The organism is Paenactinomyces guangxiensis, from assembly GCF_016055185.1.
In the GTDB taxonomy this organism is placed as follows: domain Bacteria; phylum Bacillota; class Bacilli; order Thermoactinomycetales; family Thermoactinomycetaceae; genus Paenactinomyces; species Paenactinomyces guangxiensis.
The window spans coordinates 158696-183896 of record NZ_JAECVR010000003.1 but is presented as its reverse complement, the minus strand read 5'-3'; the positions used below and the strand labels follow the sequence as shown (position 1 = coordinate 183896).

Sequence of the window (25201 nt, the reverse complement as noted above, 5' to 3'; positions counted from 1 at the left end):
GGATCATGAATGACCAAAGACCAGCGTTGGGAGATATACAAAAAATATGGGATTGTGATTGTAAATACTCAGCGAAAAGAAGATAAAAACCAACCTCTACCATCAGATTCTTTGCAAACAGAAAGAAGGTTGTCTCATTCCAGCCAGCAACCGTTTCAACAGCGACGTTGTTGTGGAAAAAGATTTTAGTAAAACATGGAAAAATATCTTCCTGGTTCAATACGATGTGTGGGTTCAAATGGTTAACCATTGCCTGAGAGAATTTCCATATGAAGCCTGTGGCCTTTTGTCAGGCAAGAACTGCAAGTCATACACAGTTTGGATGATGGAGAATATCCGCCGCACTCCTGTTTCATTTGAAATGGATACGGAACAAATCCAGCACGTATTCCAGTTGATCAAAAATAAAGGTGAAGATCTGATCGGTATTTATCATTCCCATCCTACTGCTCCACCTTTTCCGTCTGCTAATGACATTGATCATGCCCCCGATCCGGAATTAGCTTATATAATCGTCTCGCTGGCGAAGCGAATACCGGAAATTGGGTGTTTTCGGATCCAGAATAGGCAAGTGATTCCACTTGTGTTTAAACTATTTCAAGACCATTAACCCCACTCCCCGTGGCAAAGCCAGGGGAGTCTTGGTTATCTGGTTTTCAAATGAATACTAAAGAGTTCTCCACTGATGTGGAGACATTTCAATCTGTATGAGCAAAAAAGTGAGGAGTTATGATGAACGAACATAAATTTCTGTTTGTCACCTGCGTAAATGATGAAAAGTTGTACGAGACATGCATCAACTATATTCAGAAGTTAGACGTTCCTCCAGATTATACCTTCGAACTGTTACCCATTCGTGGAGCAAAAAGCATGGCAGAAGGATATAATCAAACATTGTCAAACGATGCAAAATATAAAATTTATCTTCATCAAGATACATTCATTCTAAACAGAAACTTTTTGCATGATATTTTAAGTTTGTTTCAATCAAATCCTTCTCTGGGGATTCTGGGGACAATTGGTTGCAAAATTCTTCCGCAAAATGGAATTTGGTGGGAAGCACAGGATATATTCGGAAAAGTGGTCGCTTACAAAGGGGGGAAATACGAATTAGTGGAATTCAGGGAAGTTCATGCCCCCTTTGAAACAGTTGAATCGATTGACGGATTATTGATGGCCACTCAGTATGACCTCCCCTGGCGGGAAGACATATGTAAAGGATTTCACTTTTATGATAGTTCCCAGTCGATTGAGTTTATCAAACAAGGGTACCTGGTTGGCGTTCCAAAACAAACAAAGCCCTGGTGCCTGCATTATCATACAAGTTCCTTTAATGAGGTGGAATATCGATATCATCAGAATATCTTTCTTCAGCATTATAACCATATAACCATATAAAAGGTCTACATCACCTTTTTTTGAGTGTACTTGATCTTCGAATTTATGCACTAAACATGTTCATATTTAGTCATAGATAAATTTCTGTTTTTCACTTGGGGTATGACTTGGATTAGTGATCTTGATTATGGATCATTTTAGTCCTATATCACTGTTTATATAGGAAATATGGTTATATTTCCGATGCTTTCTTTACTGCTTCCAGATATCCAAAACCGTACTTTTTATCAGGTTCCAAATAAGTTCCCTCGGCCCATTCATTCCAGGCATTGATAAACACAAACTCACTTTTTACCCGATTCGCCTTTTTAACTAACTGATCGAAATAGATAACGAATTTTTCCGGATGTGCTCCATAAAAAATAAGAGCATCATAACCACGTCGTGCTGAGTTATCCCAATCCAGAAATGCGCCTAAAAAGGTTGGCTTATCTGATGGTACTATGCGCTGCAAAATCTGCTCCCAAACGACATCATAATTAAATAATTTGATATATCGTTTCTGATCAAGGGCAGGTACTGTCTTGACAAATCTAGAGAATGTATGTTTAGGGAGATCGTATGAAGTTGTAAAGAAGGGTTCGAATAGCATACGGGCATTAAATCCTGGCATATTTCTATGGCAACCAATTCCTATTGTTTCCACAAAATAGATACCTTCTAAACCGTTTATTTTCGCCAACTTATTCCAATATTCCAGCATATCTTCACAGCGTCTAACATGCCAGGGTTGATAAATTAAAAAAAGCGGTTTGTTATCAACACGAATATATCTTTTGTCCATAAATGCCGGTAATAAGTAATCGAAATGCATCTTCCAATCCTCTTCATCCCCGTAGTCCTGACGCATTAAGATGTGGTGCTCCAAACCATCCCATGTCCGAGTCCAATGCCCATTTGCCCATGAAAGGCAGAATGGGAAGTCCGGTTCTCCCGTTCGGAGCACTTCCTTGAAAGGTGTTTCAAGCAGTAATTTTCCTTTGAACCAGTAGTGATAATAGCAGAATCCGTATATTTCGTATTTCATTGCTATATCTGCCTGCCATTTTCTTGCTTTCGGATCGGTCAGATCATAATAGTAATCCCGATAAGGCTCTCTTGGCTGGTAATGTCCTGAAAATAATGGTTTTGCTTTACGGGTATTCGTCCACTCCGTAAATCCTTCGCCCCACCACCGATCGTTTTCAGGTATCCGATGAAATTGTGGCAAATAAATCGCAATAATTTTGGTACCGAAATCGGATTGGTGTAAATTCATTATAGAAAACACTCCTAGAGAGGTAATTTAGGTACAGACTTAATTGCAAAGTGGTTAGCACAGAACAAAAAAGCTTTATTTGAAAATAAAGAACCTTCCTTGGGTATTTTTATGATCTGAAACTGATAAATAGTTATAAAAAATGAAATAAATATACATTCATGATTTGGTCATAATGAGATCTTTATTGCAATGATAATGGACAAAAAAGGGTGATCAAGGATGAGTTTGACCGAAAGATCTTCCAGATTGAACAAAAATATTCTTTTTGTGACTTCAGGAATCAAGGGAGAACCTTATACACCACTCGAGCAAGCTATTTTTAATGCGCTGCAAAAAGTTGTTAAGAGAGTTACAATGATTCATCCTGATCAGAACTTAGAAGAACTTTTAAAAAGGTTGCATCCTGACCTTGTACTTGCATTTTGCGGTGTTTTCCGACCTGTCAATCAAATAAATATTATAAAAGGATTAGGATGCAAAACTGCTGTATGGTTTACAGATGATCCTTATTATACGGATATAACAAGGAGTGTTGCCCCTCAATATGACTATGTTTTTACACAGGATCTGGGGTGCGTTTCGTTTTATCAAAGATTGGGATGCCAAAAAGTTTTTCATCTTTCGTTAGCTGCGGATCACAGTGTTTTTCGTCCAATAGATGTGGATCTTTCTTATCAGTCGGACATATGTTTCATAGGTAGTGGATATTGGAACCGAGTCTATTTAATCGATGCTTTGGCAAGCTATCTATCTGAAAAAAGTGTGATTATCTCAGGTATATGGTGGGATCGCCTTCGTAACTTTATGCTCCTGAAAGACAAGATTCGTTTGAATAAATGGATGAAACCTGAAGAAACTGCCCGCTATTACAATGGAGCAAAAATTGTTGTTAATCTGCACCGTTCCCATAACGATTCCTATAATCGAAACAGCGAGAATATTCAAGCTGTTTCGATTAATAATCGAACCTTTGAAATATCAAGCTGTGGAGCATTTCAGTTAACCGATGTACGCCAAGATTTATCGGAATTTTATACACCCGGTGTAGAAATCGAATCTTTCACATCGATTAATGAATTTATTCAAAAAGTTGATTACTATTTGCGTAATGACAATGAAAGAAAGAAAATTGCTTTAAGAGGTTTTCAACGAACAATGAAAGAAAATACCTATGAAATACGAATAAAACAATTAATTAGAAAAGTTTTTTCTTGAACTTAGTCAGATGAACACCTTCTCCTTGAAAAATAGTCGTCTACATCTTCTTTAAACTATGAATCTTCATCGCATGCCGTTCGATATTTGCATTAAACCAATCTATACAAAAAGTAGCCTAGTTGTGTTGACATTTAGGGGCGCAGTACACTGACGTCCAAGTGGGTTTGTTACGTCAGTGTACCCTGTAATACAGAAATTTTCAGGGTGAATGCTATTTGAACTACACAAACAGATTACTTAAATCATATACATTATCATATTCGAGGTTGTTGCATAACTCTTTTAAAAGTTAAATAGAAAAATCCGCCTAAATGTGGTTAGATGAAAGCACCAACCCACACCAAACCTGCCTTCTTTTGTAGAAAGCTATAAGTCTCCACAACAATAAAAAGGATAAAAAACTTATCTCGTAATGATAGACTACCACATCACGCAACCATTCAACCAGTACCTGATAAGACAAGGATTTAGCCTTTAATTTCAAAACCTGTTTTAAATCACATGCCACATTTTATAGACTGAATGACACAGGAGAGATAATTTAAAGACCTTTATGAAAAATATAATAAAGGAGATGGTCAAGACATGCACCGTTTTTGGGAAAAGATTATACAACCGATTTTTAAGAAACGTAATGTGCAATCTATCGTAGAGATTGGAGCAGCTTCGGGAGCACATACGGTAAAGATATTGAAATGCTGCTGTGAAAGAAATGCCAAATTATTTGTCATTGATCCGTTTCCGCAATTTGATACAGCTTCATTTCAATCTATTTACGGAAATCGCTTGCAAATATGGAGGCAAATAAGTCTCTGCGCTTTGCCGCAAATCAAACATTATGATGCTGTTTTAATCGATGGTGATCATAACTGGTATACGGTTTACCATGAATTAAAAATAATCGAAAACAAAGCGAAACAAACGGGCAAGTTCCCCATCGTTTTCTTGCACGACACTGAATGGCCGTATGGCAGAAGGGATATGTATTATCTACCAGACACCATTCCGGCTCATTATCGCAAACCATACTCTACCAAAGGAATAAAAGCGGGTCAATCTCAACTTGCAGATCAAGGAGGCACCAATCAAGGGTTAAATAATGCTACTTATGAGGGTGGTGAAAAAAATGGTGTATTAACAGCTATTGAGGATTTTTTGCGAGAAACCTATTTTCCCATCCGCTTTTATCGGGTTAAAACAAATAATGGATTAGGAATTTTAATCCCGAACAATCAAGAAGATGATTTAACGATTAGACAAATCATCGCCTTTTCAGGACTATAATTAGACTGAAAACCTAGCATAAAAAGTAAAATGGATGCTAGGTTTTTTACGTCTGACATAACAGATCATCTGTATGGCTTATCTGGATAGGTAACAACCGTTACCATTTTATCAGTTGAATTATATATTATTTAAAGAGATATCTTTAACTTAGACTAAAAGAAGTATAAGTAACTTCAACGTTTATTTAGAAAGGGACAGCCTATCTTTGCATAATTTATTGAACATTTCAGTATAGTTTCAATCATTTTTCTTGTTGTATGGAAAATACAAAAATATAAGGTGAGAGAAGTGGAGGAAGAATACAGATGAATGAACGAAAATTTTTGTTTGTCACCTGTGTAAATAATGACATACTATACTCCAGTTGTCTCAAGTATATACGGAATTTGATTGTTCCAAGCGGTTATCAAGTTGAATTGTTCCCAATTCATGGAATACAAAGTATTTTTGAAGGTTATAACCTGGCTTTAAAAAATGATGCAAAATACAAAGTTTATCTTCATCAAGATACCTATATTGTAAACCAAAATTTTCTTCAAGATATTTTGACCATATTTCAATCTAATCCTTCTTTAGGTCTGCTAGGTCTAGCTGGATGTAAAAATCTTCCTTCAAATGGCATCTGGTGGCAAGGTACAGGGTTAGTTGGAAAGGTAATCGGACTCCCTAATGGGATTAGAACTTTACAGAATTTTGGTGAAGTTCATGGTCTCTTTGAACCAGTACAAGCCGTTGATGGGTTCTTAATGGCGACACAATATGATATTCCATGGAGGTCGGATTTATTTAAAGGTTATCACTTCTATGATATTTCACAATCGAGGGAATTTACGAGACGGCGTTACCTCGTCGGTGTTGCAAATCAGCGCAAACCCTGGTGTTTTCATTACCACCTACATCACAACCAAACCTTTAACTTATCGGATTATAGGGCTGTTCAAAAGATTTTTATCCAACATTATTCCTCTTAATCCTGTTACTAAATCTTATTTCCTAAAAAGGCGTGATACTAAATGGGTTCTTGGAAACGTAATCTTCATATTAAAAGATGTCAAGAATCGGTACAGCACCTAATTCAAAATGAAACAGCTTTTTGGGACATTAAGTTACTTTTTATCGGAGGTCCTCTTGGAGGTCCTTATCCGATAATTAATCAAGGAATTGTTGAAGGTCTTAAGGGATTGGTACGTGAGGTTATCACAGTAACTCCTGATGCAGACATTATAAATCTAGCTGTCCAGACACAACCAGATCTTGTCTTGGTTTTACTGGGTGATCAGACCCCTTACCAACAAATTCAAGCCATTCGAAAAATGGGAATCAAAACGGCAGTATGGTTTACGGATGATCCTTATTATACGGATGTAACAACACAGTTTGCCCAATATTATGATTTTGTATTTACCAATGAACTAAGTTGTGTTTCTTTGTATAAGATGTTGGGGTGTAAACAAGTTCATTATCTTCCATTTGCCGCAAATACAAATATTTTTTATCCAAACTATGTAGATATGGCCTACGCAAGAGATATTTGTTTTATAGGAACTGCATGGAATAATCGAATTTCCTTTTTCAACAGTATAGCAAAATATTTGTCAAATATGAACATTATCATTATAGGTCCTTTATGGAATAAACTCTCACATTATTCTCTGCTGTCAAACAAAATTGTTCCCACAGGTATACCATCTACCACAGTGGCAAATTTTTTCAACGGTGCTAATATCGTTATCAATCTTCATCGTTCTCATGATGACAAGACTCTATTTAAAAAGAACACCAGAAATTTAAATGCCTATTCCATTAATCCTCGAACATTTGAGATTTCAGCTTGCGGAGCATTTCAATTAACTGATGTCCGTCAGGATTTAAGCAGCTGTTATACTCCGGGATATGAGATTGTTACTTATACTTCACCCAATGAATTAATCGAAAAAATCCACTATTATTTACAGCATGAGGATGAAAGATATGAAATGGCCTTGAGGGGTTTTCAAAAAACTATGCGTGAACATACTTTCCAAAAAAGAGTACTAAAAATGTTAAAAACAATCTTCGGATAACAAAGGAGACGGATCCGAAAAATCTGATTAACTCAAAAAGTATAATTAAGGGGAGTATGGTAATGGTAAAGAATAACCTTCCTTTGGTCAGTATACTCATACCAGCATATAATAGACCACATTATTTAGAAATAGCATTAACCAGTGCTTTAAGACAAACATATTCGAATATAGAAGTTATCATTTGCGATGATAGTACAGACAATCGAGTCTATGCAATGCTTGTTCCTTATCTTGCTAAATACCCTCAACTCAAATATTTTAAAAATGAGAAAAACCTATTTCTTGGAAACTGGCACAGGTGTTTTGACTTAGCATCTGGAGAATATATCAATTATCTTATGGATGATGATGTCTTTCATAGAGAAAAAATTGAAAAAATGATGAGATATTATTTACAAAGCGAAGATATAGCTCTTGTCTCTTCTTTCAGGCAAACCATAGATTTAAACGGTAACTTTATTCCCCCTATACTCGGCACCGAAAAGTTATTTGAAGAAACAACAATACTGGATGGTAAGCATCTGGGGAATTACGTTTTGACTAAATGTATGAATGTAATTGGTGAGCCCACAACTGTATTATTTAGAAAAAGAGATCTTACTGAAAAATTTGGAGTATATAAAAACAAACAATATACTCATCTCAATGACTTAGCTTCTTGGTTGTCATTATTATCAAAAGGAAAAGCAGTATATATCTCAGAAGCATTAAGTTATTTTAGGATCCATCCAAACCAAAACAGCAGTACGCTCGGTTCTGGTTATTTACCAATCCGTGAATTTTTGGATTTAATTATCGATTCAAGGGAAGATGGTTTCCTTCATACTGTAGATTTATATAAGGCTGCACTCTCTCGTTACCAGCAGGTGATTCCAGCCCCCCAAACCCTATCCGAGAAAAATAAGCTGATCGAAGATTTAAAACGAATCGAATTCATATTGAAGACGATTTGAACAATGCATTTTCTATGTTGAAAGGAGGTATCAAATTCTTTTGACAAAAATACCTTTTTTACGCCCGAATCTAGTTAAACGAGAGGAATTTTCACAGTATTTCTCCGAAATTGAGGAATCCAGAATATACAGTAACTATGGTCCTATAAATACCCGTTTCGAAAGTCGGGTTCTTAATGAATATTTCGATAATATCGGAGCTGTAACTACCGTTAATAATGCTACGATCGGCTTAATGCTGGCAATTTCTAAGTGTAAGCGTTCTAAAGGAAAATATGCTTTAATGCCTAGTTTTACCTTTGCTGCTACACCTCTGGCAGCGATGTGGTGTGGATTAGAACCTTATTTTATAGATATTTACTCAGATGACTGGTGTATGAATAAAGAGTTACTTAGTGATCTTTTAAAAAGGCTTGGCGATCAGATTGCGATTGTGATTCCATATGCTACTTTTGGAACTAATTTGGATTTGAGATATTATCGGGAAATACATGAATCAGGAATACCCGTTGTTGTTGATGCTGCTGCCAGTTTTGGGACTATGGGAGACAAAGGAAAAGGACATTTCGGGAAGAATTTTCCGGGTATTGTTGTATTTAGTTTTCATGCTACTAAATCTTTTGGCATTGGTGAAGGTGGTTTACTATATAGCGCAAATATAAAGTTAATCCGAAAGATACGTCAAGCTGCAAATTTCGGGTTTTCCATTGAAAGAGAATCGACTTTACAGGGACTGAACGGAAAGATGTCTGAATACTCAGCAGCCATCGCTTTATCAACTTTGAAAGTCTTCCCTCAAAAATTAAAGACTAGAATGAAAATTCATCAGTGGTATTTAGAGAAATTGAACCAAAAAAAATTGTTAGAAAAAGGTTGGCATGTTCAAAAGACTAATGGAAAAATAGCTTATCAATTTATGCCCGCATTATGCCCAGAAGGACAGAGTAATATAGATTTTATTCAACGGCTTGCTAATAAAAAAATTGAAGCGAGGACATATTTTTCTCCGGCTTGTCATCAACAAAGTCAATTTAAATCATGTCCTCATACTTCTTTATTCGTTACTGAGAACCTGTCGAAACGGATCATTAGTTTGCCATTATGGGAAGAAATGGATTTGAATCACGTAATTTTTGTTATTGAGGGGATTTGCGATTGATGAAAACAATTGTTATCTGGGGATGTGGAGGACATGCCCGTGAAGTAAATCATCTTTGTGAGCAATTAGGATATGAGGTGATCGGATTTCTCGATGAAAGATCCGAAATGAAAGGAAAAATAGTAGATGATGTTCCAGTATTAGGTGATCTTAAGGATATTATTCACCTTCAAGATAAGGTAGAAATTGTTTGTGCAGGAGTTGGTAGTCCGGCTTTAAAAAAGCGTTTTGTTGAAAAAACAAGAAAGGCTGGCTTTAAGCTGGCAAACACGATTGTGCATCCCTCCGTTTATATCTCTAAACGTAATCACTTAGGAAGTGGGAGTATAATATGTGAAGGAAGTATTTTAACTACAAACGTTTATATAGGAAATTTTGTAATCATTAATCGGAGTGTAAACGTGAGTCATGATAATATTATTAAAGATTATGTTACGGTTTCCCCTGGTGTCAATATCGCTGGTAACGTAACAATTGAGGAAGGGGCTTATCTTGGCATAGGTGCCTCCATCCGTGAAAAAATTACAGTTGGAGCTTGGTCTGTTATAGGAGGGGGAGCTTTTGTTAAAGAGGATGTCTCGAAGAATACATTATATGCTGGAGTACCAGCTCATTTTAAAAAAAATTTAATTTAGAAACGTTATGATTTCATCAAATATCTACAATAGCTGTGTAGAGAAAAGAAAAAACACTATGACATGAAAAGAAAAGGAGCATTACGGATCTGGGAGACAGTTTACGTGCCCAGGGCTCTGTATTTTCATCCTTTTAAGTGACCATTTGGGCGATATGACAGCTTTAAAAGAAGCAGCACGAAATGAGGCAATTCAAATCCTGGTTGAGAACAATGCCGAAATGCCGGTTTTCCTGAGCGGTAACATTGATGGGGCGGATGAGCATAATCAGACTATGATCCAAAAGTATGGGAAACGCATTCCTTTATTCACTTTAGGTCAAGAAAAGCGAATGGTCTCTATATGGGACACAAACTAAAAATAAAAGAATAGCAGGGAGTAACGGAAATCTCATTATCCCCTGCTATTCGTGATTATACACAGTTGGATTTTTGAGCTACTTAAAAGAATCATCAGACTATTTAAAGCCCGGAATGTGACGGCAGATTAATTTTGCAAAGAGGGGACCGGAACATTTCTTAATTCATCTGCATAGACGATGCCAAAACGATCTGTGACATACACAATTTTGTTGTTGTACTTGTATGTGTTTTTCACCGTGAAGCCCATCTTTTTCCCCACCCGGTTTACCAAGTGGACCTCATCACCCAGTTGCAGCCAGGTCATCGCGTTTGGAGTTTGGGTTTCATTCATTTCGTATTTTCCATAATACTTTGCCATATGATAATCGCCCTTTCTACTCTAGGACAGAATTTTGAGTTAAATTTCAGTAATCTTTCATCAAGATTACAATATTATTGTAAGGCCTTTTCTCTCTGTTGGGGATAAAAGCATGTGTCCATTTTTTGAATATTAATATCAATAGTGAATAATCAAACGAACAAACCAGTGGACGAAGAGAGAGACCCCTATTGTCCTTAGGCAAAGGGATCTCTTTTGTTTTTCCAGAGTTGACGGAATGGTTTATACCGATAATGAAAAAATGTCAAAAAGTACTATGTGATATTATATAATTATTACTTTTAAACTATTGAAATTGAAAAAAATACAATATAGTATATTGAATAAAATATCGGAGGAGGAGTGATATGGAGAAAAAGACAGGTGGTAAAGGAAACGGTTATACCCTTGATGAGGTGGACAAGGCGATCATCGAATATTTACAGAAAGATGGTCGTTGCTCTTACACGGAAATTGCCGAAGAGCTGAAGGTGACGGTAGGTACAGTTCGCAACCGTGTACAGCGCCTGATGGAAAACCAGATTTTGAAGATTGTCGGCGTGGTGGATCCGTTTAAAACCGGTATGGCCACCGTCGCGATGCTGGGGTTAAAGGTGCGGCTCAACAAGCTGGATGAGATTATCAAAGCGCTGGAAAAGATCCCTGAAGTACGCTTTGTTGCTGTATCAACCGGAACATTTGATATGTTTATCGAGATCATCACTTCATCAACCGAAGAGTTTTACCGTATTTTAACGACCGAATTAAGCAATATCGAAGGCATTGAGGCGACTGATTCTTCCATGCTGCTGAAAATTCATAAGCAATCATACGATTGGGGAGTGCAATAATTTTTTATTCCAAAATGTATGAAGATATTTTTCATTTGTAAGAATGAATGAATTCTGCTGGCCTTTTGCTGGGGCTCAGTAGTGTACGATCCAACTCGTATACCCGTCCTCAGCGGTATAAGAAGCAGTCAACAAGATGAGATGAGGAGGTAGAGCCCATGGCAGTAAACCTGGAATTAAATCAAAGGGATACCGGGAAACAGACCATCAGCCCGGCGCAAGCGAAAAAAGCGGTTATAGCCGGAACATTCGGTAATATTATGGAGTGGTACGATTGGGCCATTTACGGCTACTTTGCCCCGGTGATCGGACAATTGTTTTTCCCGGCTACTGATGCGCTGGCATCATTGCTTCTTTCGTTTGCTGTATTTGCCGTCGGATTTATCATGCGGCCGCTTGGAGCTCTTTTCTTCGGCCCGTACAGTGATCGTGTCGGCCGCAAAAAAGCGTTGTCGCTGGCCGTGATCTTAATGGGAATCAGCACATTTGTGATGGGGATTTTGCCTACTTATGAACAGATCGGCATTCTGGCGCCGATTTTGCTGGTCATCGCCCGGCTGGTTCAAGGATTGTCGGCTGGCGGGGAATGGGGCAGCGGCACCTCATTTATCGTTGAATATGCTCCGGAGTCAAAGCGAGGTTTCTATGGCAGCTGGCAGCAGTTTAGCACCGGAGCCGGATTGCTGGTCGGTTCTGTCGTCGCTACGGTGTTTACAACTATTTTCTCACCGCAGGAACTGTCCGCCTGGGGTTGGCGCATTCCGTTTCTGCTCGGGATCATCGTCGGAATTGTGGGTCTTTATCTGCGTATGCGCATTGATGAAACACCCAAATACAAAGAGATTGCCAAGGATACAAAGGTGTCCAAGAAGCCGCTTCTCGACACTCTGAAAAATCATCCAAAGGAAATCTTGATCGCCATCGGGTTTACTATCCACTGGACGGTTTCGTACTATTTGCTGCTCACTTACATGCCCACCTATATTTCCAAAGTGGTTAATCTGCCGATGTCGTTGTCTCTCCTGTCTAATGTGATCGTGATCACTTTCTTCATCTCGCTTGTTCCGGTCATGGGGTGGCTGTCCGACCGGCTCGGCAGAAAACCGGTCCTGATTTCTTCTACCATCGGCTTTGCCCTGCTCAGCTACCCGTTGTTTTCGTTGATTGAACACAGCAGTTTTGTCATTATTCTGTTGTCTCAAATGCTGCTGGCCATATTTGAGGCCGCCTATTCAGGTCCTGGACCGGCAGCGATTGCCGAAGTGTTCCCAACCAAGATTCGTGCCAGCGCACTGTCCGTCGGATACAACATCTCGGTAGCTGCTTTTGGGGGCACCGCACCGTTTATCGCCACTTATCTGATCTCCGCGACCGGGGATAATACTTCGCCAACCTATTATGTCATCGCTTGTGCCGTCATTTCGATGCTGGTCTTGTTCGGGATCAAGGAAACGTATAAAGAGCCGCTCAAGTAAAGCGGGGGTCCATTGCGCTCGGTTTATGACCGGGAAAGGAGGTTTAGCGGGATGAAGTATTGTTTGCAAAAGGATGTGGCTATTGTCACCGGAGGCGCTTCCGGAATCGGCAGGGGAATTGCCGAGGCACTGTTGCAGGCCGGTTCTTCTGTCCTGATTGCTGATGTGAATGAGGCCAGGGCATCTGACACGGTCAAAGAGCTGCAAGCAAAGTATGGAAAAGAGAAAACAGCTTATCATGTGGCTGATCTGCGGCAACACTCTGCAGCGGAACAGGTTGTGGAGGCTGCGCTGCAAAGCTTTGGGAGCATCGACATTCTGGTAAATTGTGCGGGGCTTTACCCATCGACCAACGCGCTGCAAATCGACGAAAGTGAATGGGACGTTGTGTTTGATGTGAACGTGAAAGCAGTATTTTTTCTGTCCCAGGCAGCAGCCAAAGTGATGATCCGCCAGGGAAAGGGCGGGCGGATCATCAATGTTACCTCCACGGCAAGCGAAGTAGCCAGACCCGGTGTGGCTCATTACTGTTCCTCTAAGGCGGCGGCCAAAATGTTGACTCAGGTGCTGGCGCTGGAATGGGCGAAACATGGCATCCGCGTCAACGCATTGGGTCCCGGACTTGTGGAGACGGAAACTCTGTTGTCAACGCTGGTGACGGAGGATGCGGTCCGGGAGCATCAGGAAAAGCTCTCCTACTGCCCGATGAACCGTGCCGCTCTGATTGAAGAAATTGCCGAAGGGGTGCTGTTTTTCGCCACTGACCAATCCCGCTACGTCACTGGTCAAACTTTGCTCATTGACGGCGGTTATTCAGCAGGCCGCGTATTCCAATCAAAATGAAAGGCGGGGAAGGCATGAACGAAGTTTTACAATATTTGCAGTCGAAACAAGAGGAGATGCTGGCGGTTTTAAAGAGATTTGTTGAACTGGAGTCGCCATCCCGGGAAAAAGCGTTGACTGACCGGCTCGGAGTGGAAATTGCAAAACGATTTACGGAACTGACCGGTGGAAGCACGACGGTGATCAAAAACGATTTGTACGGGAACCATATTCGGGGCGAATGGGGCAGCGGCGAGGAGCAAATCCTGCTGCTCGCCCATTTTGACACCGTATGGCAGCATGGGGACCTGGAGAAGATGCCGTTTCGCATTACAGAGGGGAAAGCTTACGGGCCGGGCATTTTTGATATGAAAGGCGGCCTGGTCCAGGGGCTTTATGCTCTGCATGCGCTTCACATGCTGCGCAAACAACTGTGCTGTAAGGTTGTATACCTGTTTACCTCGGACGAGGAGATCGGGAGTCCCACCTCACGCCCGCTGATTGAAGAAGAAGCGAAAAAGAGCAAATATGTACTGGTGCTTGAACCGTCGATGTCTCCCAACGGTGCCCTGAAAACTTCACGCAAAGGAGTCGGCATGTTTCACTTGAAGGTGAAGGGACAGCCTGCTCATTCCGGAATTGACCATGACAAGGGAAGGAGTGCCATCGAGGAGCTGGCCCGGCAGATTTCCTACCTGCACAGCCTCACCGATTACAGTACCGGAACAACGGTCAATGTCGGGGTGATTCGCGGCGGCACCACCTCCAATGTGGTGGCGGCGGAAGCGGAAGCGGAGATCGACCTGCGGATAACGACCCAGGCAGAAGCGGAGCGGCTCATGCCCGTGATCCTTGGATTGCAGCCGCAAACGGAAGGGACCGGATTGACTGTTACCGGCGAACTTAACCGGCCGCCGCTTGAACGTACCGAACAGGTAGCGGCCATGTATCAACTGGCGAAAAAACTGGCTAAGGAAGAGTTAAATTTCGATCTGCCTGAAGCAGCGACCGGAGGAGCCAGCGATGGCAACTTCACTGCACCGCTCGCCCCGACCATCGATGGTTTGGGTGCTGTCGGTGATGGTGCCCATGCCGTGCATGAGCATCTGGTGGTTTCAGAAATGCCGGTGCGCAGTGCGCTGGTGGCCTTATTGTTGGCCAGCCTGGGCGGACAGTGCGAGGTATGAAAACCTTATCCCTTCTGCAGCAATCATCAGAAAGGTGGCAAAACAATATGAAATACGAGTTTTGTAAAAGGGAACAGGAGCTGATGGCAGAGGTTAGTGAAGCCCGACTGCTGGAATATACCCAACATGTGGCGGCTGAGGTACGGTTGTCCGGAACACCGGAGGAAAAACGCGCATTTCTCTATGTGAAGAAAACCCTGGAAGAGTTCGGGTTATCCACGGATCTGATGTACAGCGATGCGTATATCAGCTTGCCCGGCAAAGCTCAGCTTCGCGTGGCCGGTGTGGAATATCGCTGTATCACACATGCGATGGCAATCCCTACCGATGCAGCCGGATTGGAAGCGGAATTGGTTTATCTTGGCAAAGGAAGCCCTCAGGACTACAGGGAAGCGGATGCAGCCGGGAAAATCGTTTTGCTTGATGGTTTGGCCATTCCCGGCGCGGTCAAACAGGCGCAGGAAGCAGGAGCAGCCGGGGCAGTTTTCATTAACGCCGCCTACACCCATGAAATGATTGTTTCTCCGGTCTGGGGAAATCCGACACCGGAAACTTTTTCACTTTTGCCCAAGATCCCTGTGGTCTCAGTGAACCGGGCGGATGGGGATCGGATCAAAGCAGCGTTGCAGTCGAAAGGAACGACGAAGGTATGGATGAAAACGCAGGTTGATACCGGTTGGCGGAAAATTCCCACGCTTGTGGCGGAGATCAGGGGAAATGTTGAACCGGAAAAGTTTGTGATGTTTAGCGGTCATATCGATTCATGGCATTATGGAGCAATGGACAACGGTTCGGCGAATGCGACGATGCTGGAGGTGGCCCGCATCCTTGCCAAACATCGCGACAAGTTGCGCCGCACCCTGCGTCTGGCCTTCTGGTCAGGCCACTCTCACGGCCGTTACGCGGGGTCGGCCTGGTATTGTGATACCCATTGGGAAGAGTTGTATGACAACTGTGTGCTCCATATCAACATCGACTCCGTGGGCGGCAAGGGAGCTGTTGTACTTGGGGAAGCCAATTGCATGGCTGAAACGAAATCCCTGGCCGAGCGTTCAGTAGGGTTGATTGCCGGACAAGAGTTTTACGGATCACGGTTTGGCAGAGCCGGCGACCAATCGTTCTGGGGGACGGGCACGCCTTCGTTGTTTATGGGCCTGTCTGAACAGGCACGATCCGATGATCCTGCCGCGCAGGCCTTCGCTTTGCTTTTTGGTGATGGACGGGCAGGAGGATTTGGCTGGTGGTGGCATACAACCGAAGATACGCCCGACAAACTGGACCCCCGCTATCTGGTCCGGGATTGCAAAGTTTATCTTGATGTGGTGTACAACGCATGTTCGCAAGCCTTGCTCCCGCTTGACCAACGGGCCGCTGTAGAAGAGTTGATCGGGTATCTGAAGCAATATCAGGAAAAGGCGGGCGAGCGGCTTGATCTGACAGCCGCGCTGGAGAGAGCCGGACGGCTAAAGGAAGTCGTTGCACAATTTTATGCCTGTTTGGAGCAGGGAAACTCATTGTCCGCTGAACAGTTACAGGTTGCGAATGAAACGATGATGCGGCTTTCCCGTATTCTGGTGCCGTTGAACTATGTGAGGGGCAGCATTTTTGATCATGATCTTGCGATGAAACAGGCTCCGCTGCCGGCGCTGGCGGAAATTGACAGGCTGGCGGAAGCACAAGCGGGAAGCGATGAGTATTATCAATTGAGAACCGTACTGATACGGCGGGTGAACCGCGTCAACTTTGCCCTCAGAGAGGCAATTGCAGAGACGGAGGCCGCACTTGATCAATTGCAGAAACTGTGAGGAGACAATTATAAAAAGGATAGGATTGACCAAAATGGCTGGAATATTTGACCCGATTACATTAGGAAAGCTGGAAATAAAAAACCGTGTCGTAATGTCCCCCATGTGCCAGTACCAGGCGGTGAACAGACAGGGAAAGGCAGAAACCTGGCACATGGTTCACTACGTCTCCCGTGCCATTGGCGGCACAGGACTGATTCTCATGGAGATGACCAATGTAGAACCACGAGGGCGGATTACGGAAAAATGCCTGGGAATTTATGATGATACACATGTGGATGCGTTTGCGCCAATCGTTGAAGAATGTCATAAATACGGTGCCAAAGTGGGGCTGCAAATCGCCCATGCCGGCCGCAAATCCATGCTGGACGGGCAGGCTGTTGCCCCTTCAGCCATCCCTTTCTCTCCGCAAAATCAGGTGCCAAAGGAATTGAGCAAAACAGAAATTGAAACCATTATTGAACAATTTGGCCGTGGTGCGGAACGGGCGGTGAAAGCAGGGTTTGATACGATTGAATTACACGGAGCGCATGGTTATCTGATCCACCAATTCATGTCGCCTGCCAGCAATAAGCGGAATGATGAATATGGTGATCCGGTGAAATTTGCCCTGGATGTGATCCATATTGTAAAGCAGGCGATGCCTGAGGGGATGCCGCTCATTTTCCGCGTTTCCGCCGTGGAATACAGCGAGGGCGGCTATACGTTTGACGAAATGCTTGCTCATTGCCGCCTGTTTCAAGCTGCAGGAGTTGATGTTTTCGACATCAGCACAGGCGGAGACTCCCCGGCGCGCCCGGAGGTTTACCCCGGCTATCAGGTAACTTATGCGGAAGTTTACAAAAAGGAACTGGATCTCCCTGTCATTACTGTAGGCAAGCTGGAGAATCCGCATCTGGCCGAAGCAGTCATACGCAATGGCCAGGCTGACCTCGTCTGCATCGGCAGGGGGATGTTGCGCAATCCGTACTGGGTAAAAGAAGCGGCGGTCACGCTTGGAGCAGAGCTGGAACTGCCCGGCGTTTACAATCTCGGGTACGGAGGGTGAACCAAAAAATGAATATTACCATTATCGGAGCAGGCGCGATTGGCGGAGTGATCGGTGGCTATTTGGGTAAAGCGGGAGAACAGGTCACTTTTGTCGATATAGATGCGGATCATGTGGAAAAAATGAGAATGGACGGATTAACCATAAATGGAGTTGAAACCTTCACCGTACCAGTACGAGCTTTTACAACAGATGAACTGCTTGCCCGAAAAGAGAGGCTGGAAACAGTTTTTCTTTGTGTAAAGGCACAACATACCAGAGAAGCGGTCGAATCCATTCAGCATTTGCTGACTCCGGCTTCTGTGGTGGTCTCGTTTCAAAACGGTTTGTGTGAACAAGAAATCGCCGGTTTGATCGGACAAGAAAGAACTGTGGGTTGCTTTGTCAACCTTTTCGCCGATTATCTGGAACCTGGTTTAATTGAATACGGCGGGGTTGGCAGTGTATACCTCGGGGAACTGGATGGCACTGTCTCACCGCGCGTGCATGATCTCGTTGGCCGTTTACGCGCGTGGGGGACGGCTCACTCCACCGACAACATTTGGGGCTATTTGTGGAGTAAACTGGCGTACGGTGCCGTGCTTACCGCTACTGCTCTGACCAATGAGACGATTGCCGACGTGCTGTCAACCGAGTCTAACCGCCTTATGCTGCTTGATCTGGCAGCAGAAGTGCTGGCCGTGGCCGATCAGCAGGGAGTGGTGCCGATGGGATTTGACGGTTGGGAACCGGCACTGGCTTATCCGGTCAGTTCGCGGGATTGGGACGAGATCAACCGGCAACTGGACAAGCTGGTGGCCCGGCTTCGCACTTATACCAAAACGAGAACGGGGATCTGGCGTGACCTGGCGGTGAGAAAACGGAAGACGGAGGTTCCGTACCACCTGAAGCCGGTGATTGCGGCAGGAGAAGCAGCCGGATTGGAAATGAGGCTGACCAAGGCAACCCTGTTGATGATTCAGGAGATTGAGCAAGGAAACAGAAATCTTTCCCTTCACAATTTGGACGAACTGCATACGATTCACCGGCAAAACACAGGTGTGTGATTGAAAATCAATAAAATATAAGCTGTTGCTTAAGGCGGCAGCTTATTTTTATTGATTGGAATTTTTTATATTTTGGAACAAGTGTATACTGGTAAAATGAGAATAAAAAGGAGTAAGCCAGATGAAGAAACCTTTAAAAGAGAGCCCGATTGGATTGGAGAGGAGATCAGCATGAGAATAGACCAGCTGGATACACCTTCGCTTTTGCTGGATAAAGATAAAATGGAAGCAAATTTAAACGAGATCGCTGATTTTGCCAGTGAACAGAGGATCAACTGGCGTCCGCATATCAAAACCCACAAATGCCTGAAGATTGCCCGGCGGCAAATAGAAAAAGGGGCTGTGGGCATCACTGTTGCCAAAATATCTGAAGCAGAGGTCATGGCCAGTGGAGGGGTCAAAGATATTTTGATTGCCTACCCGATTTCTGCACCTGAAAAGATCAACCGGTTATCTGCTTTGATGAAGGATGCACAAATCAAGGTGGCCGTTGATCACGTTAAACAGGCAAAGCTGCTTCAGGATTCTCTGCAGGGGACCCCATGGGAATTAGAGGTCTGGATCAAGGTAAATTCCGGTTTAAACCGGTGCGGCGTAGAACCCGGCAGGGAAGTGTTGCAGCTGGCCAAACAGATCGCCAATATGCCAAACCTCACCCTAACCGGGATTTTTACACATGCGGGCCATTCTTATGCAGCCTCGTCCATGGCGGAAATAGAATCAATTGCCTTAACCGAAGGCCGGGCAGTCGCAGAGAGTGCCGCTTTGTGTGAGAAAGAGGGAATCCCCATCCCGGCCAGAAGTGTCGGATCAACACCAACCTACAAAATTGCGGGTAAAGTTTCGGGTATTACCGAAGTTCGCCCCGGAAATGCCGTGTTTTTTGATGCCATCCAGGTAGGGCTCGGGGTGGCTTCAATCGATCAGTGTGCGCTTCGCTTGCTGGCTAGTGTGGTTAGCAAGCGAAGCGGGGAACGAGTTATTTTTGACACCGGGAGTAAGGCTCTGTCCCTTGATCAGGGGGCCCATGGAAATGCCACGGTGAAAGGGTTTGGCCATGTGGTTGATCATCCGGAAATAAGGATTGAACGGCTGTCGGAAGAGCACGGGATTGCTTCAATTGACGGAGAAACCACACTGGATCTAACGGATAAAGTACAGATCATTCCCAATCATGCCTGTACAGTTATGAACCTGTTTGATCATGTCATTGTCCACAGACAGGGAATAGTGATCGATCAATGGAGGATTGAAGCCCGGGGGAAAGTTCAGTAACGGGGACTCCCCATCAATGAAACAGCCCGGCATCATTCAACTGTTGCCGGGCTGTGTATATGTTTTTCAGATATTCGGGAGCTGCCAATCAATGGGGTCAACTCCAATGCTATGTAGGAAGTCGTTGGTTCTGGAAAATGGCCGGCTGCCAAAGAAGCCGCGGTTGGCAGCAAATGGACTGGGATGAGCTGATTCAATGATATAGTGATGATCATTTGTAATCAGAGCTTTTTTCTCCTGCGCATTTCTTCCCCACAGTAAAAAGACCACCGGCTGTTCCCGCTCATTCAAGGTACTGATCACCTGGCTGGTAAACTGTTCCCATCCTTTTCCTTTATGGGAGTTGGGCTTGCTCTGCCTGACAGTCAACACATTGTTAAGCATCAATACACCTTGTTCGGCCCATTTTTTCAGGTATCCGTGATTGGGGATCTCACATCCCAGATCGTCATGAAGCTCTTTGAAAATATTTTGCAAGGAGGGGGGCGCTTTGATCCCCGGTTTGACCGAGAAGCTTAATCCGTGCGCCTGTCCCGGGCCGTGATAGGGATCTTGTCCAATAATGACTACTTTGGTGTTGGAGTAAGGGGTCAAATGCAAGGCGGAGTAGATATCGTATTTATCCGGATAGACGATCTGGCTGTTATATTCTTCGACCAAGAATTGCCTCAGCTTCAAATAGTATGGTTTTTCAAATTCTTGATTCAAATAATCGGCCCAATCATTTTTTAGGATTGACATACTTTTTCACTCCCTCTGTCCTTTGATCTCTCCAAAATGGTACAGGTATGTATGTCAATAACATCATTGTTACACAGAACTTTTATGTATGTAAAGGCAATAAAAAGCGTTCGTTTTTGTAATATTATTCAGAATTAATCCATGATTATTGACTTTCAGAGAAGTATAGTGCTATAATCCTATAAAGAGTTTATTTAATTAATTAATTATTAGAGGTGCAGACGGGATTAAAGTGAGATGAACGGAAGGGGGAGTAAGAATGAAACGCAAATGGTTTAAAAGAGGGATAAGTTCAGGAATAGTGTCTGCTCTGCTGGCAAGTACGCTGGTAACCGGTATGTTGCCTGTGAACCAAGTAATGGCCAAAGAACAGCCCGTGCCTGTCGACTATGGAATAAAGACGGAAGATTCAAGATCTCTGGATTTTAACAAGGGTTGGAAATTTGCTTTGGTCAATTCCAAAGGCTTAGACGATCCAACCGGCAAATATGCCAATGCCCAGGACCCGGACTATGATGATTCAGATTGGAGAACACTGAACGTTCCGCATGACTGGAGCATCGAACAGCCTCCTACCTCCGAATCTCCCGTTACAGCCGGCACCGGGTTTTTTCAAGGTGGTTTGGGCTGGTATCGGAAAGCGTTTACACTGCCAAGTGCAATGAAAGATAAAAGAATCTCCATTGACTTTGACGGCGTGTATATGGACTCCTATGTATACGTCAACGGCAAATTAGCGGGAAACCACCCGTACGGCTATACCGGATTCAGCTTCGATATCACTGATTTGGTGTACACCGACGGCAAAACTCCCAATGTAATCGCTGTAAAGGTTCAAAATCCGGTGCCTACGAGCAGGTGGTACTCAGGAAGCGGGATATATAGAAATGTTCATTTGACTGTTACAGATGATATTCATGTCAAGAGGTGGGGGACGTTTGTAACCTCTCCAAACCTTGAACATACAATCAAAGACGGCTATGCAAATGTGAGTATTAAGACGGACATCGGCAATCAAAGCGGAGAGGCCCGACCGGTAAAACTCATATCCAGGATTAAAGATGCCAGCGGAAAAGTTGTCGCTCAAACTGCTTCAATCGCCAGGGTTGGCACCAAGGGATATACATTTGAGGACAAAATGAAAGTGGATGATCCCACCCTGTGGTCAACTGAAAAACCTTATCTGTATACATTGGAAAGTGATGTAGTTGTCAACGGCAAGTCAGTGGATCGATATACCACAATATTCGGTTTCAGATATTTTAAGTTTGATCCGAATGAAGGGTTTACATTGAACGGCAAATACATGAAGCTGCAAGGCGTCAATATGCACCATGACCTGGGGGCCCTGGGCGCGGCTACAAACGATGATGCCGTGCTGCGGCAAATGAAAATCATGAAGAGCATGGGTGTAAACGCAGTCAGAACGTCACATAATCCGCCATCTCCTGAACTGATTCAGGTTTGCAATGAATTAGGGATGGTAATGATTGTGGAAGCATTTGATATGTGGGAAAACAAAAAGACCGATAACGACTATTCACGTTTCTTCAAGGAACATGGTGAGAGAGATATTAAAGAGATGGTACACGCCGCCAAGAACTGGCCGGCGGTTGTTGCATGGTCCATTGGTAACGAGATTCCGGAATCAACCCAGGCAAAAGGGGTTACGATTGCGCAAAAACTTATTGATGCTGTAAAATCGATTGACACAACCAGGCCGATCACAATCGGTTCGGATAAGTATCGAAAACTGCCGTCAAATGGGTCCGCGCAAGATCAGATCGCACAAAAGCTTGATTTATTAGGGCTTAACTATAACATCGCTTCATCTATTGACGAACTGCATAAGAAATATCCGAATCTGGTTTTGTATGAATCAGAATCCTCATCAGAAACATCGACCCGCGGTGTATACCATGACCCTGATTCCCTGAATACTCCCAGAAACTATACCCCCGGACTCCGGGCCACTTCTTCATATGATAACAACCTGGAATCCTGGACATTCAGCGGAGAGTACGGATTGAAAAAAGACCGGGACAGAAAGTACTTTGCAGGCCAGTTTTTATGGACTGGCTTCGACTACATTGGTGAGCCGACACCATACTGGAATCACTTCCCGGTTAAAAGTTCGTTCTTTGGTGCGGTTGATACGGCAGGCTTCCCTAAAGATGCGTATTACCTCTACAAGAGCCAATGGACAAAAGAGCCAATGGTTCATCTGTTGCCGATGAACTGGACAGATTATAAACCGGGCGAAGAAGTGCAAGTGTGGGCATATTCAAATGTAGATACCGTAGAGCTTTTCTTGAACGGCAAATCTTTGGGCAAGAAAAAATTTGATACAAAGAAGACCGTGGATGGCAGAACATATTTAGAGACAACGGAGGCGACGGGCGACGACAAAACGGTCACTGATGGTCCCTACCCCGGCAGCTACACCAGTCCTAACGGCAGCGCCGGTAAGTTGCATCTGACCTGGAAAGTGCCGTTTGCACCCGGAAAATTAACAGCCGTTGCGACAAAAGATGGTAAAGAAGTAGCCAGAGATGAGCTGGAAACAGCCGGAGAGCCTTATACCTTAAAATTAACACCTGACAAAAAAGTGATAACTGCTGACGGGAAAAGCTTGTCGTTTGTGACAGTTGAGGTTGTTGATTCTAAAGGCGTTGTTGTTCCAAGTGCCAACAATTTAATCAAATTCAAAGTGACGGGCGGTACACTTGCGGGTGTGGATAACGGCCGCCAGGAAAGTTCCGAAAGCTATAAAGCACCACAAAGGGAGGCATTCAACGGAAAAGCGCTGGCAATCGTACAATCAACCGAAAAAGTGGGTGCGATTACAATCACAGCAACATCTTCCGGTTTACAACCAGCTGTGATAACGATTTATTCTGTTAAAGACAAAGGCAAAAGTGAAGGCAAAAACCAATTGATCGCCCTTGAACCTGTATATATGAGAACGGAGCTGGGTAAAACCCCCAAACTCCCGCAAACCGTACAGGGGATCTACGCGGACAATACCCAAAAAGCATTATCTGTTAAGTGGGATCAGTTACCAAAGCATTTGGATGATAAGACCGGCGTATATAAAGTGAAAGGACATGTACGGGGAACAGGCATAAAAGCAGAAGCTGTCATTACTGTGTATCAAGTGGCGGGGATTGAATCATATTCAGCCGTTACAGCGGCGGGTACGGCGCCGGCTCTGCCAAAACAGGCAAGAGTGGTATACAATGACGGTGTGGATCAATTTGCGCCGGTTACATGGGATAAAATAGACCCCGACCAGTATGAAACTGCCGGACAGTTTACGGTGGAAGGCACCGTCGCGGGAACAACCCATAAGGCAAAAGTAAACATAAGAGTAACAGCAGATTACAAACCAAATGCAAATCTGGCACTTGCTTCTGGTCCGCTTAAAGCAACGGCCACGGCAAGTTTCTCCGGTGCTGATAACACCCTGCCGGAGGCCATGATTGACGGAAACAAATCGTCAGGCGGCTGGTCAAACCGCTATAGTGTAGCGGCTACTCCCAATCTGCCGGCGATGTCGGGTGCCAGAAAAGAGGATTACGTAGCGATAAAATGGCCAAATCCGCAGTCATTTGGAAAGATGAACATGTATTTCACGACAAACGCTAACAGTTCGTTGCCCGCTTCTTTGAGAGTTACCTATTGGGACGGCAGCAGCTTTGTACCTGTAAGCAATCTCAAGGTAAAGTGGGCCGCTGCTTCAAACGGGGCGACAACGATAAGCTTTGACCCTGTCACAACAACACAGATCAGGGTGGATATGACAAGTAAGGCTCCGGGCGGACCGAATGGCCATATCACCATATCAGAGTTTGAGGTTTTCGGAAATGAGGTTACCTGGAATACAACCGCTGCACTTACAGACTTAAAAATAAACGGCCGGACAGTCGCCGGTTTTGATGCCGATAAGACAACTTACACATTTCCGGCAGGAAAATCAATGCCAACCATTTCAGCTTCAGTTGCCGATCATGGCAGACTGGTTATCATTTCGCCTTTAACGCTGCCGGGTACAGCTTCTGTGCAAGTTACGTCAGAAGATGGTTTAACCCGAAAAATATATGAAATAAACTTTGTGAAGGATCAGGGAAGGTCGGGAAAAACAGGACGATGATCCGACATATTCTGGATAATGAGCCGCATTTGCTGCATCGTTTCAGGTCTCCCCAACTGGATGGCAGGTACACCCTCTGGAATAAGACCATTAAAGCACTC

The 25201-nt window shown here is 43.6% G+C and carries 22 protein-coding genes; 19 read left to right on the top strand and 3 right to left on the bottom strand.

Annotated features, from left to right (window positions below):
- Positions 1–9 precede the first annotated feature (9 nt).
- The 3 genes from I8U27_RS05280 to I8U27_RS05270 all read left to right on the top strand — a co-directional run bounded on the left by I8U27_RS05280 (position 10) and on the right by I8U27_RS05270 (position 1398).
- On the top strand, positions 10–189 hold the full coding sequence (locus tag I8U27_RS05280) for a hypothetical protein (RefSeq protein ID WP_181751574.1): 180 nt from the start codon (positions 10–12) through the stop codon (positions 187–189).
- Entirely contained in the window at positions 173–610 is a 438-nt protein-coding gene (locus I8U27_RS05275) for a M67 family metallopeptidase (protein ID WP_309506116.1), read from the top strand. Before I8U27_RS05280 ends, I8U27_RS05275 begins: the two co-directional genes overlap by 17 nt.
- A 122-nt stretch (positions 611–732) precedes the next feature.
- A complete protein-coding gene (locus I8U27_RS05270; protein ID WP_181751573.1) occupies positions 733–1398 on the top strand; it encodes a glycosyltransferase family protein in 666 nt (221 codons plus the stop codon).
- A 172-nt stretch (positions 1399–1570) separates the two neighbouring features.
- On the opposite strand, the gene I8U27_RS05265 is transcribed toward I8U27_RS05270, so the two are convergent.
- Complete coding sequence (locus tag I8U27_RS05265) at positions 1571–2656, bottom strand: glycosyltransferase WbsX family protein (protein WP_181751572.1); 1086 nt, start codon at positions 2654–2656, stop codon at positions 1571–1573.
- A gap of 222 nt (positions 2657–2878) precedes the next feature.
- Here I8U27_RS05265 and I8U27_RS05260 point away from each other — a divergent pair, with 222 nt between their 5' ends.
- The 7 genes from I8U27_RS05260 (at position 2879) to I8U27_RS05230 (ending at position 9977) form a co-directional block, all read left to right on the top strand.
- Positions 2879–3874, top strand: coding sequence for a CgeB family protein (locus tag I8U27_RS05260; protein ID WP_181751571.1), 996 nt, complete (start codon positions 2879–2881; stop codon positions 3872–3874).
- A gap of 588 nt (positions 3875–4462) precedes the next feature.
- A complete protein-coding gene (locus tag I8U27_RS05255) occupies positions 4463–5161 on the top strand; it encodes a class I SAM-dependent methyltransferase (RefSeq protein ID WP_181751570.1) in 699 nt (232 codons plus the stop codon).
- 308 nt (positions 5162–5469) lie between these two features.
- Positions 5470–6135 carry a glycosyltransferase family protein gene (locus I8U27_RS05250; protein WP_181751569.1) on the top strand — a complete coding sequence of 222 codons (666 nt, stop codon included), beginning with the start codon at positions 5470–5472 and terminating at the stop codon, positions 6133–6135.
- Between the two features lie 42 nt (positions 6136–6177).
- Positions 6178–7227 (top strand): CgeB family protein, encoded by a 1050-nt coding sequence (locus I8U27_RS05245; protein ID WP_181751568.1) that lies wholly within the window; start codon positions 6178–6180, stop codon positions 7225–7227.
- A 62-nt stretch (positions 7228–7289) separates the two neighbouring features.
- The gene (locus I8U27_RS05240) at positions 7290–8183 is read left to right on the top strand and encodes a glycosyltransferase family 2 protein (RefSeq protein ID WP_181751567.1); all 894 of its coding nucleotides are present in this window, start codon (positions 7290–7292) and stop codon (positions 8181–8183) included.
- Between the two features lie 40 nt (positions 8184–8223).
- Positions 8224–9342: a DegT/DnrJ/EryC1/StrS family aminotransferase gene (locus I8U27_RS05235; RefSeq protein ID WP_181751566.1), complete on the top strand. Its 1119-nt coding sequence runs from the start codon at positions 8224–8226 to the stop codon at positions 9340–9342.
- The gene (locus I8U27_RS05230) at positions 9342–9977 is read left to right on the top strand and encodes an acetyltransferase (RefSeq protein WP_181751565.1); all 636 of its coding nucleotides are present in this window, start codon (positions 9342–9344) and stop codon (positions 9975–9977) included. Before I8U27_RS05235 ends, I8U27_RS05230 begins: the two co-directional genes overlap by 1 nt.
- 486 nt (positions 9978–10463) lie before the next feature.
- Here the strand turns inward: I8U27_RS05230 and I8U27_RS05225 are convergent, their stop codons facing one another.
- Positions 10464–10697 (bottom strand): hypothetical protein, encoded by a 234-nt coding sequence (locus tag I8U27_RS05225; RefSeq protein WP_181751564.1) that lies wholly within the window; start codon positions 10695–10697, stop codon positions 10464–10466.
- A 368-nt stretch (positions 10698–11065) separates the two neighbouring features.
- Here I8U27_RS05225 and I8U27_RS05220 point away from each other — a divergent pair, with 368 nt between their 5' ends.
- The 8 genes from I8U27_RS05220 (at position 11066) to I8U27_RS05185 (ending at position 20206) form a co-directional block, all read left to right on the top strand.
- Complete coding sequence (locus I8U27_RS05220) at positions 11066–11548, top strand: Lrp/AsnC family transcriptional regulator (RefSeq protein ID WP_181751563.1); 483 nt, start codon at positions 11066–11068, stop codon at positions 11546–11548.
- A 158-nt stretch (positions 11549–11706) separates the two neighbouring features.
- A complete protein-coding gene (locus I8U27_RS05215; RefSeq protein WP_181751562.1) occupies positions 11707–13023 on the top strand; it encodes an MFS transporter in 1317 nt (438 codons plus the stop codon).
- Positions 13024–13074: 51 nt separating this feature from the next.
- Complete coding sequence (locus I8U27_RS05210; RefSeq protein WP_181751561.1) at positions 13075–13866, top strand: SDR family NAD(P)-dependent oxidoreductase; 792 nt, start codon at positions 13075–13077, stop codon at positions 13864–13866.
- A 14-nt stretch (positions 13867–13880) separates the two neighbouring features.
- On the top strand, positions 13881–15032 hold the full coding sequence (locus I8U27_RS05205; protein WP_181751560.1) for a M20 family metallopeptidase: 1152 nt from the start codon (positions 13881–13883) through the stop codon (positions 15030–15032).
- Positions 15033–15079: 47 nt separating this feature from the next.
- Positions 15080–16837, top strand: coding sequence for a M28 family peptidase (locus I8U27_RS05200; RefSeq protein ID WP_181751559.1), 1758 nt, complete (start codon positions 15080–15082; stop codon positions 16835–16837).
- 34 nt (positions 16838–16871) lie between these two features.
- Positions 16872–17885 carry an NADH:flavin oxidoreductase/NADH oxidase gene (locus I8U27_RS05195; RefSeq protein ID WP_181751558.1) on the top strand — a complete coding sequence of 338 codons (1014 nt, stop codon included), beginning with the start codon at positions 16872–16874 and terminating at the stop codon, positions 17883–17885.
- An 8-nt stretch (positions 17886–17893) separates the two neighbouring features.
- On the top strand, positions 17894–18931 hold the full coding sequence (locus I8U27_RS05190; protein WP_181751557.1) for a ketopantoate reductase family protein: 1038 nt from the start codon (positions 17894–17896) through the stop codon (positions 18929–18931).
- A 171-nt stretch (positions 18932–19102) separates the two neighbouring features.
- Positions 19103–20206 carry an alanine racemase gene (locus I8U27_RS05185; RefSeq protein ID WP_181751556.1) on the top strand — a complete coding sequence of 368 codons (1104 nt, stop codon included), beginning with the start codon at positions 19103–19105 and terminating at the stop codon, positions 20204–20206.
- A 66-nt stretch (positions 20207–20272) separates the two neighbouring features.
- Here I8U27_RS05185 and I8U27_RS05180 read toward each other — a convergent pair whose 3' ends face one another.
- Positions 20273–20947, bottom strand: a complete 675-nt coding sequence (locus tag I8U27_RS05180; protein WP_181751555.1) for a uracil-DNA glycosylase — start codon at positions 20945–20947, stop codon at positions 20273–20275.
- Between the two features lie 259 nt (positions 20948–21206).
- On the opposite strand from I8U27_RS05180, the gene I8U27_RS05175 reads away from it, so the two are divergent.
- The gene (locus tag I8U27_RS05175; protein ID WP_181751554.1) at positions 21207–25100 is read left to right on the top strand and encodes a glycoside hydrolase family 2 TIM barrel-domain containing protein; all 3894 of its coding nucleotides are present in this window, start codon (positions 21207–21209) and stop codon (positions 25098–25100) included.
- Positions 25101–25201: the final 101 nt, after the last annotated feature.

Bases quoted from the DNA above. Each gene is read 5' to 3' on its own strand.
- I8U27_RS05280 (WP_181751574.1), top strand. From the start codon at position 10: ATGACCAAAGACCAGCGTTGGGAGATATACAAAAAATATGGGATTGTG.
- I8U27_RS05270 (WP_181751573.1), top strand. From the start codon at position 733: ATGAACGAACATAAATTTCTGTTTGTCACCTGCGTAAATGATGAAAAG.
- I8U27_RS05265 (WP_181751572.1), bottom strand. From the start codon at position 2,656: ATGAATTTACACCAATCCGATTTCGGTACCAAAATTATTGCGATTTAT.
- I8U27_RS05260 (WP_181751571.1), top strand. From the start codon at position 2,879: ATGAGTTTGACCGAAAGATCTTCCAGATTGAACAAAAATATTCTTTTT.
- I8U27_RS05255 (WP_181751570.1), top strand. From the start codon at position 4,463: ATGCACCGTTTTTGGGAAAAGATTATACAACCGATTTTTAAGAAACGT.
- I8U27_RS05250 (WP_181751569.1), top strand. From the start codon at position 5,470: ATGAATGAACGAAAATTTTTGTTTGTCACCTGTGTAAATAATGACATA.
- I8U27_RS05245 (WP_181751568.1), top strand. From the start codon at position 6,178: ATGGGTTCTTGGAAACGTAATCTTCATATTAAAAGATGTCAAGAATCG.
- I8U27_RS05240 (WP_181751567.1), top strand. From the start codon at position 7,290: ATGGTAAAGAATAACCTTCCTTTGGTCAGTATACTCATACCAGCATAT.
- I8U27_RS05230 (WP_181751565.1), top strand. From the start codon at position 9,342: ATGAAAACAATTGTTATCTGGGGATGTGGAGGACATGCCCGTGAAGTA.
- I8U27_RS05225 (WP_181751564.1), bottom strand. From the start codon at position 10,697: ATGGCAAAGTATTATGGAAAATACGAAATGAATGAAACCCAAACTCCA.
- I8U27_RS05220 (WP_181751563.1), top strand. From the start codon at position 11,066: ATGGAGAAAAAGACAGGTGGTAAAGGAAACGGTTATACCCTTGATGAG.
- I8U27_RS05215 (WP_181751562.1), top strand. From the start codon at position 11,707: ATGGCAGTAAACCTGGAATTAAATCAAAGGGATACCGGGAAACAGACC.
- I8U27_RS05210 (WP_181751561.1), top strand. From the start codon at position 13,075: ATGAAGTATTGTTTGCAAAAGGATGTGGCTATTGTCACCGGAGGCGCT.
- I8U27_RS05205 (WP_181751560.1), top strand. From the start codon at position 13,881: ATGAACGAAGTTTTACAATATTTGCAGTCGAAACAAGAGGAGATGCTG.
- I8U27_RS05200 (WP_181751559.1), top strand. From the start codon at position 15,080: ATGAAATACGAGTTTTGTAAAAGGGAACAGGAGCTGATGGCAGAGGTT.
- I8U27_RS05195 (WP_181751558.1), top strand. From the start codon at position 16,872: ATGGCTGGAATATTTGACCCGATTACATTAGGAAAGCTGGAAATAAAA.
- I8U27_RS05190 (WP_181751557.1), top strand. From the start codon at position 17,894: ATGAATATTACCATTATCGGAGCAGGCGCGATTGGCGGAGTGATCGGT.
- I8U27_RS05185 (WP_181751556.1), top strand. From the start codon at position 19,103: ATGAGAATAGACCAGCTGGATACACCTTCGCTTTTGCTGGATAAAGAT.
- I8U27_RS05180 (WP_181751555.1), bottom strand. From the start codon at position 20,947: ATGTCAATCCTAAAAAATGATTGGGCCGATTATTTGAATCAAGAATTT.
- I8U27_RS05175 (WP_181751554.1), top strand. From the start codon at position 21,207: ATGAAACGCAAATGGTTTAAAAGAGGGATAAGTTCAGGAATAGTGTCT.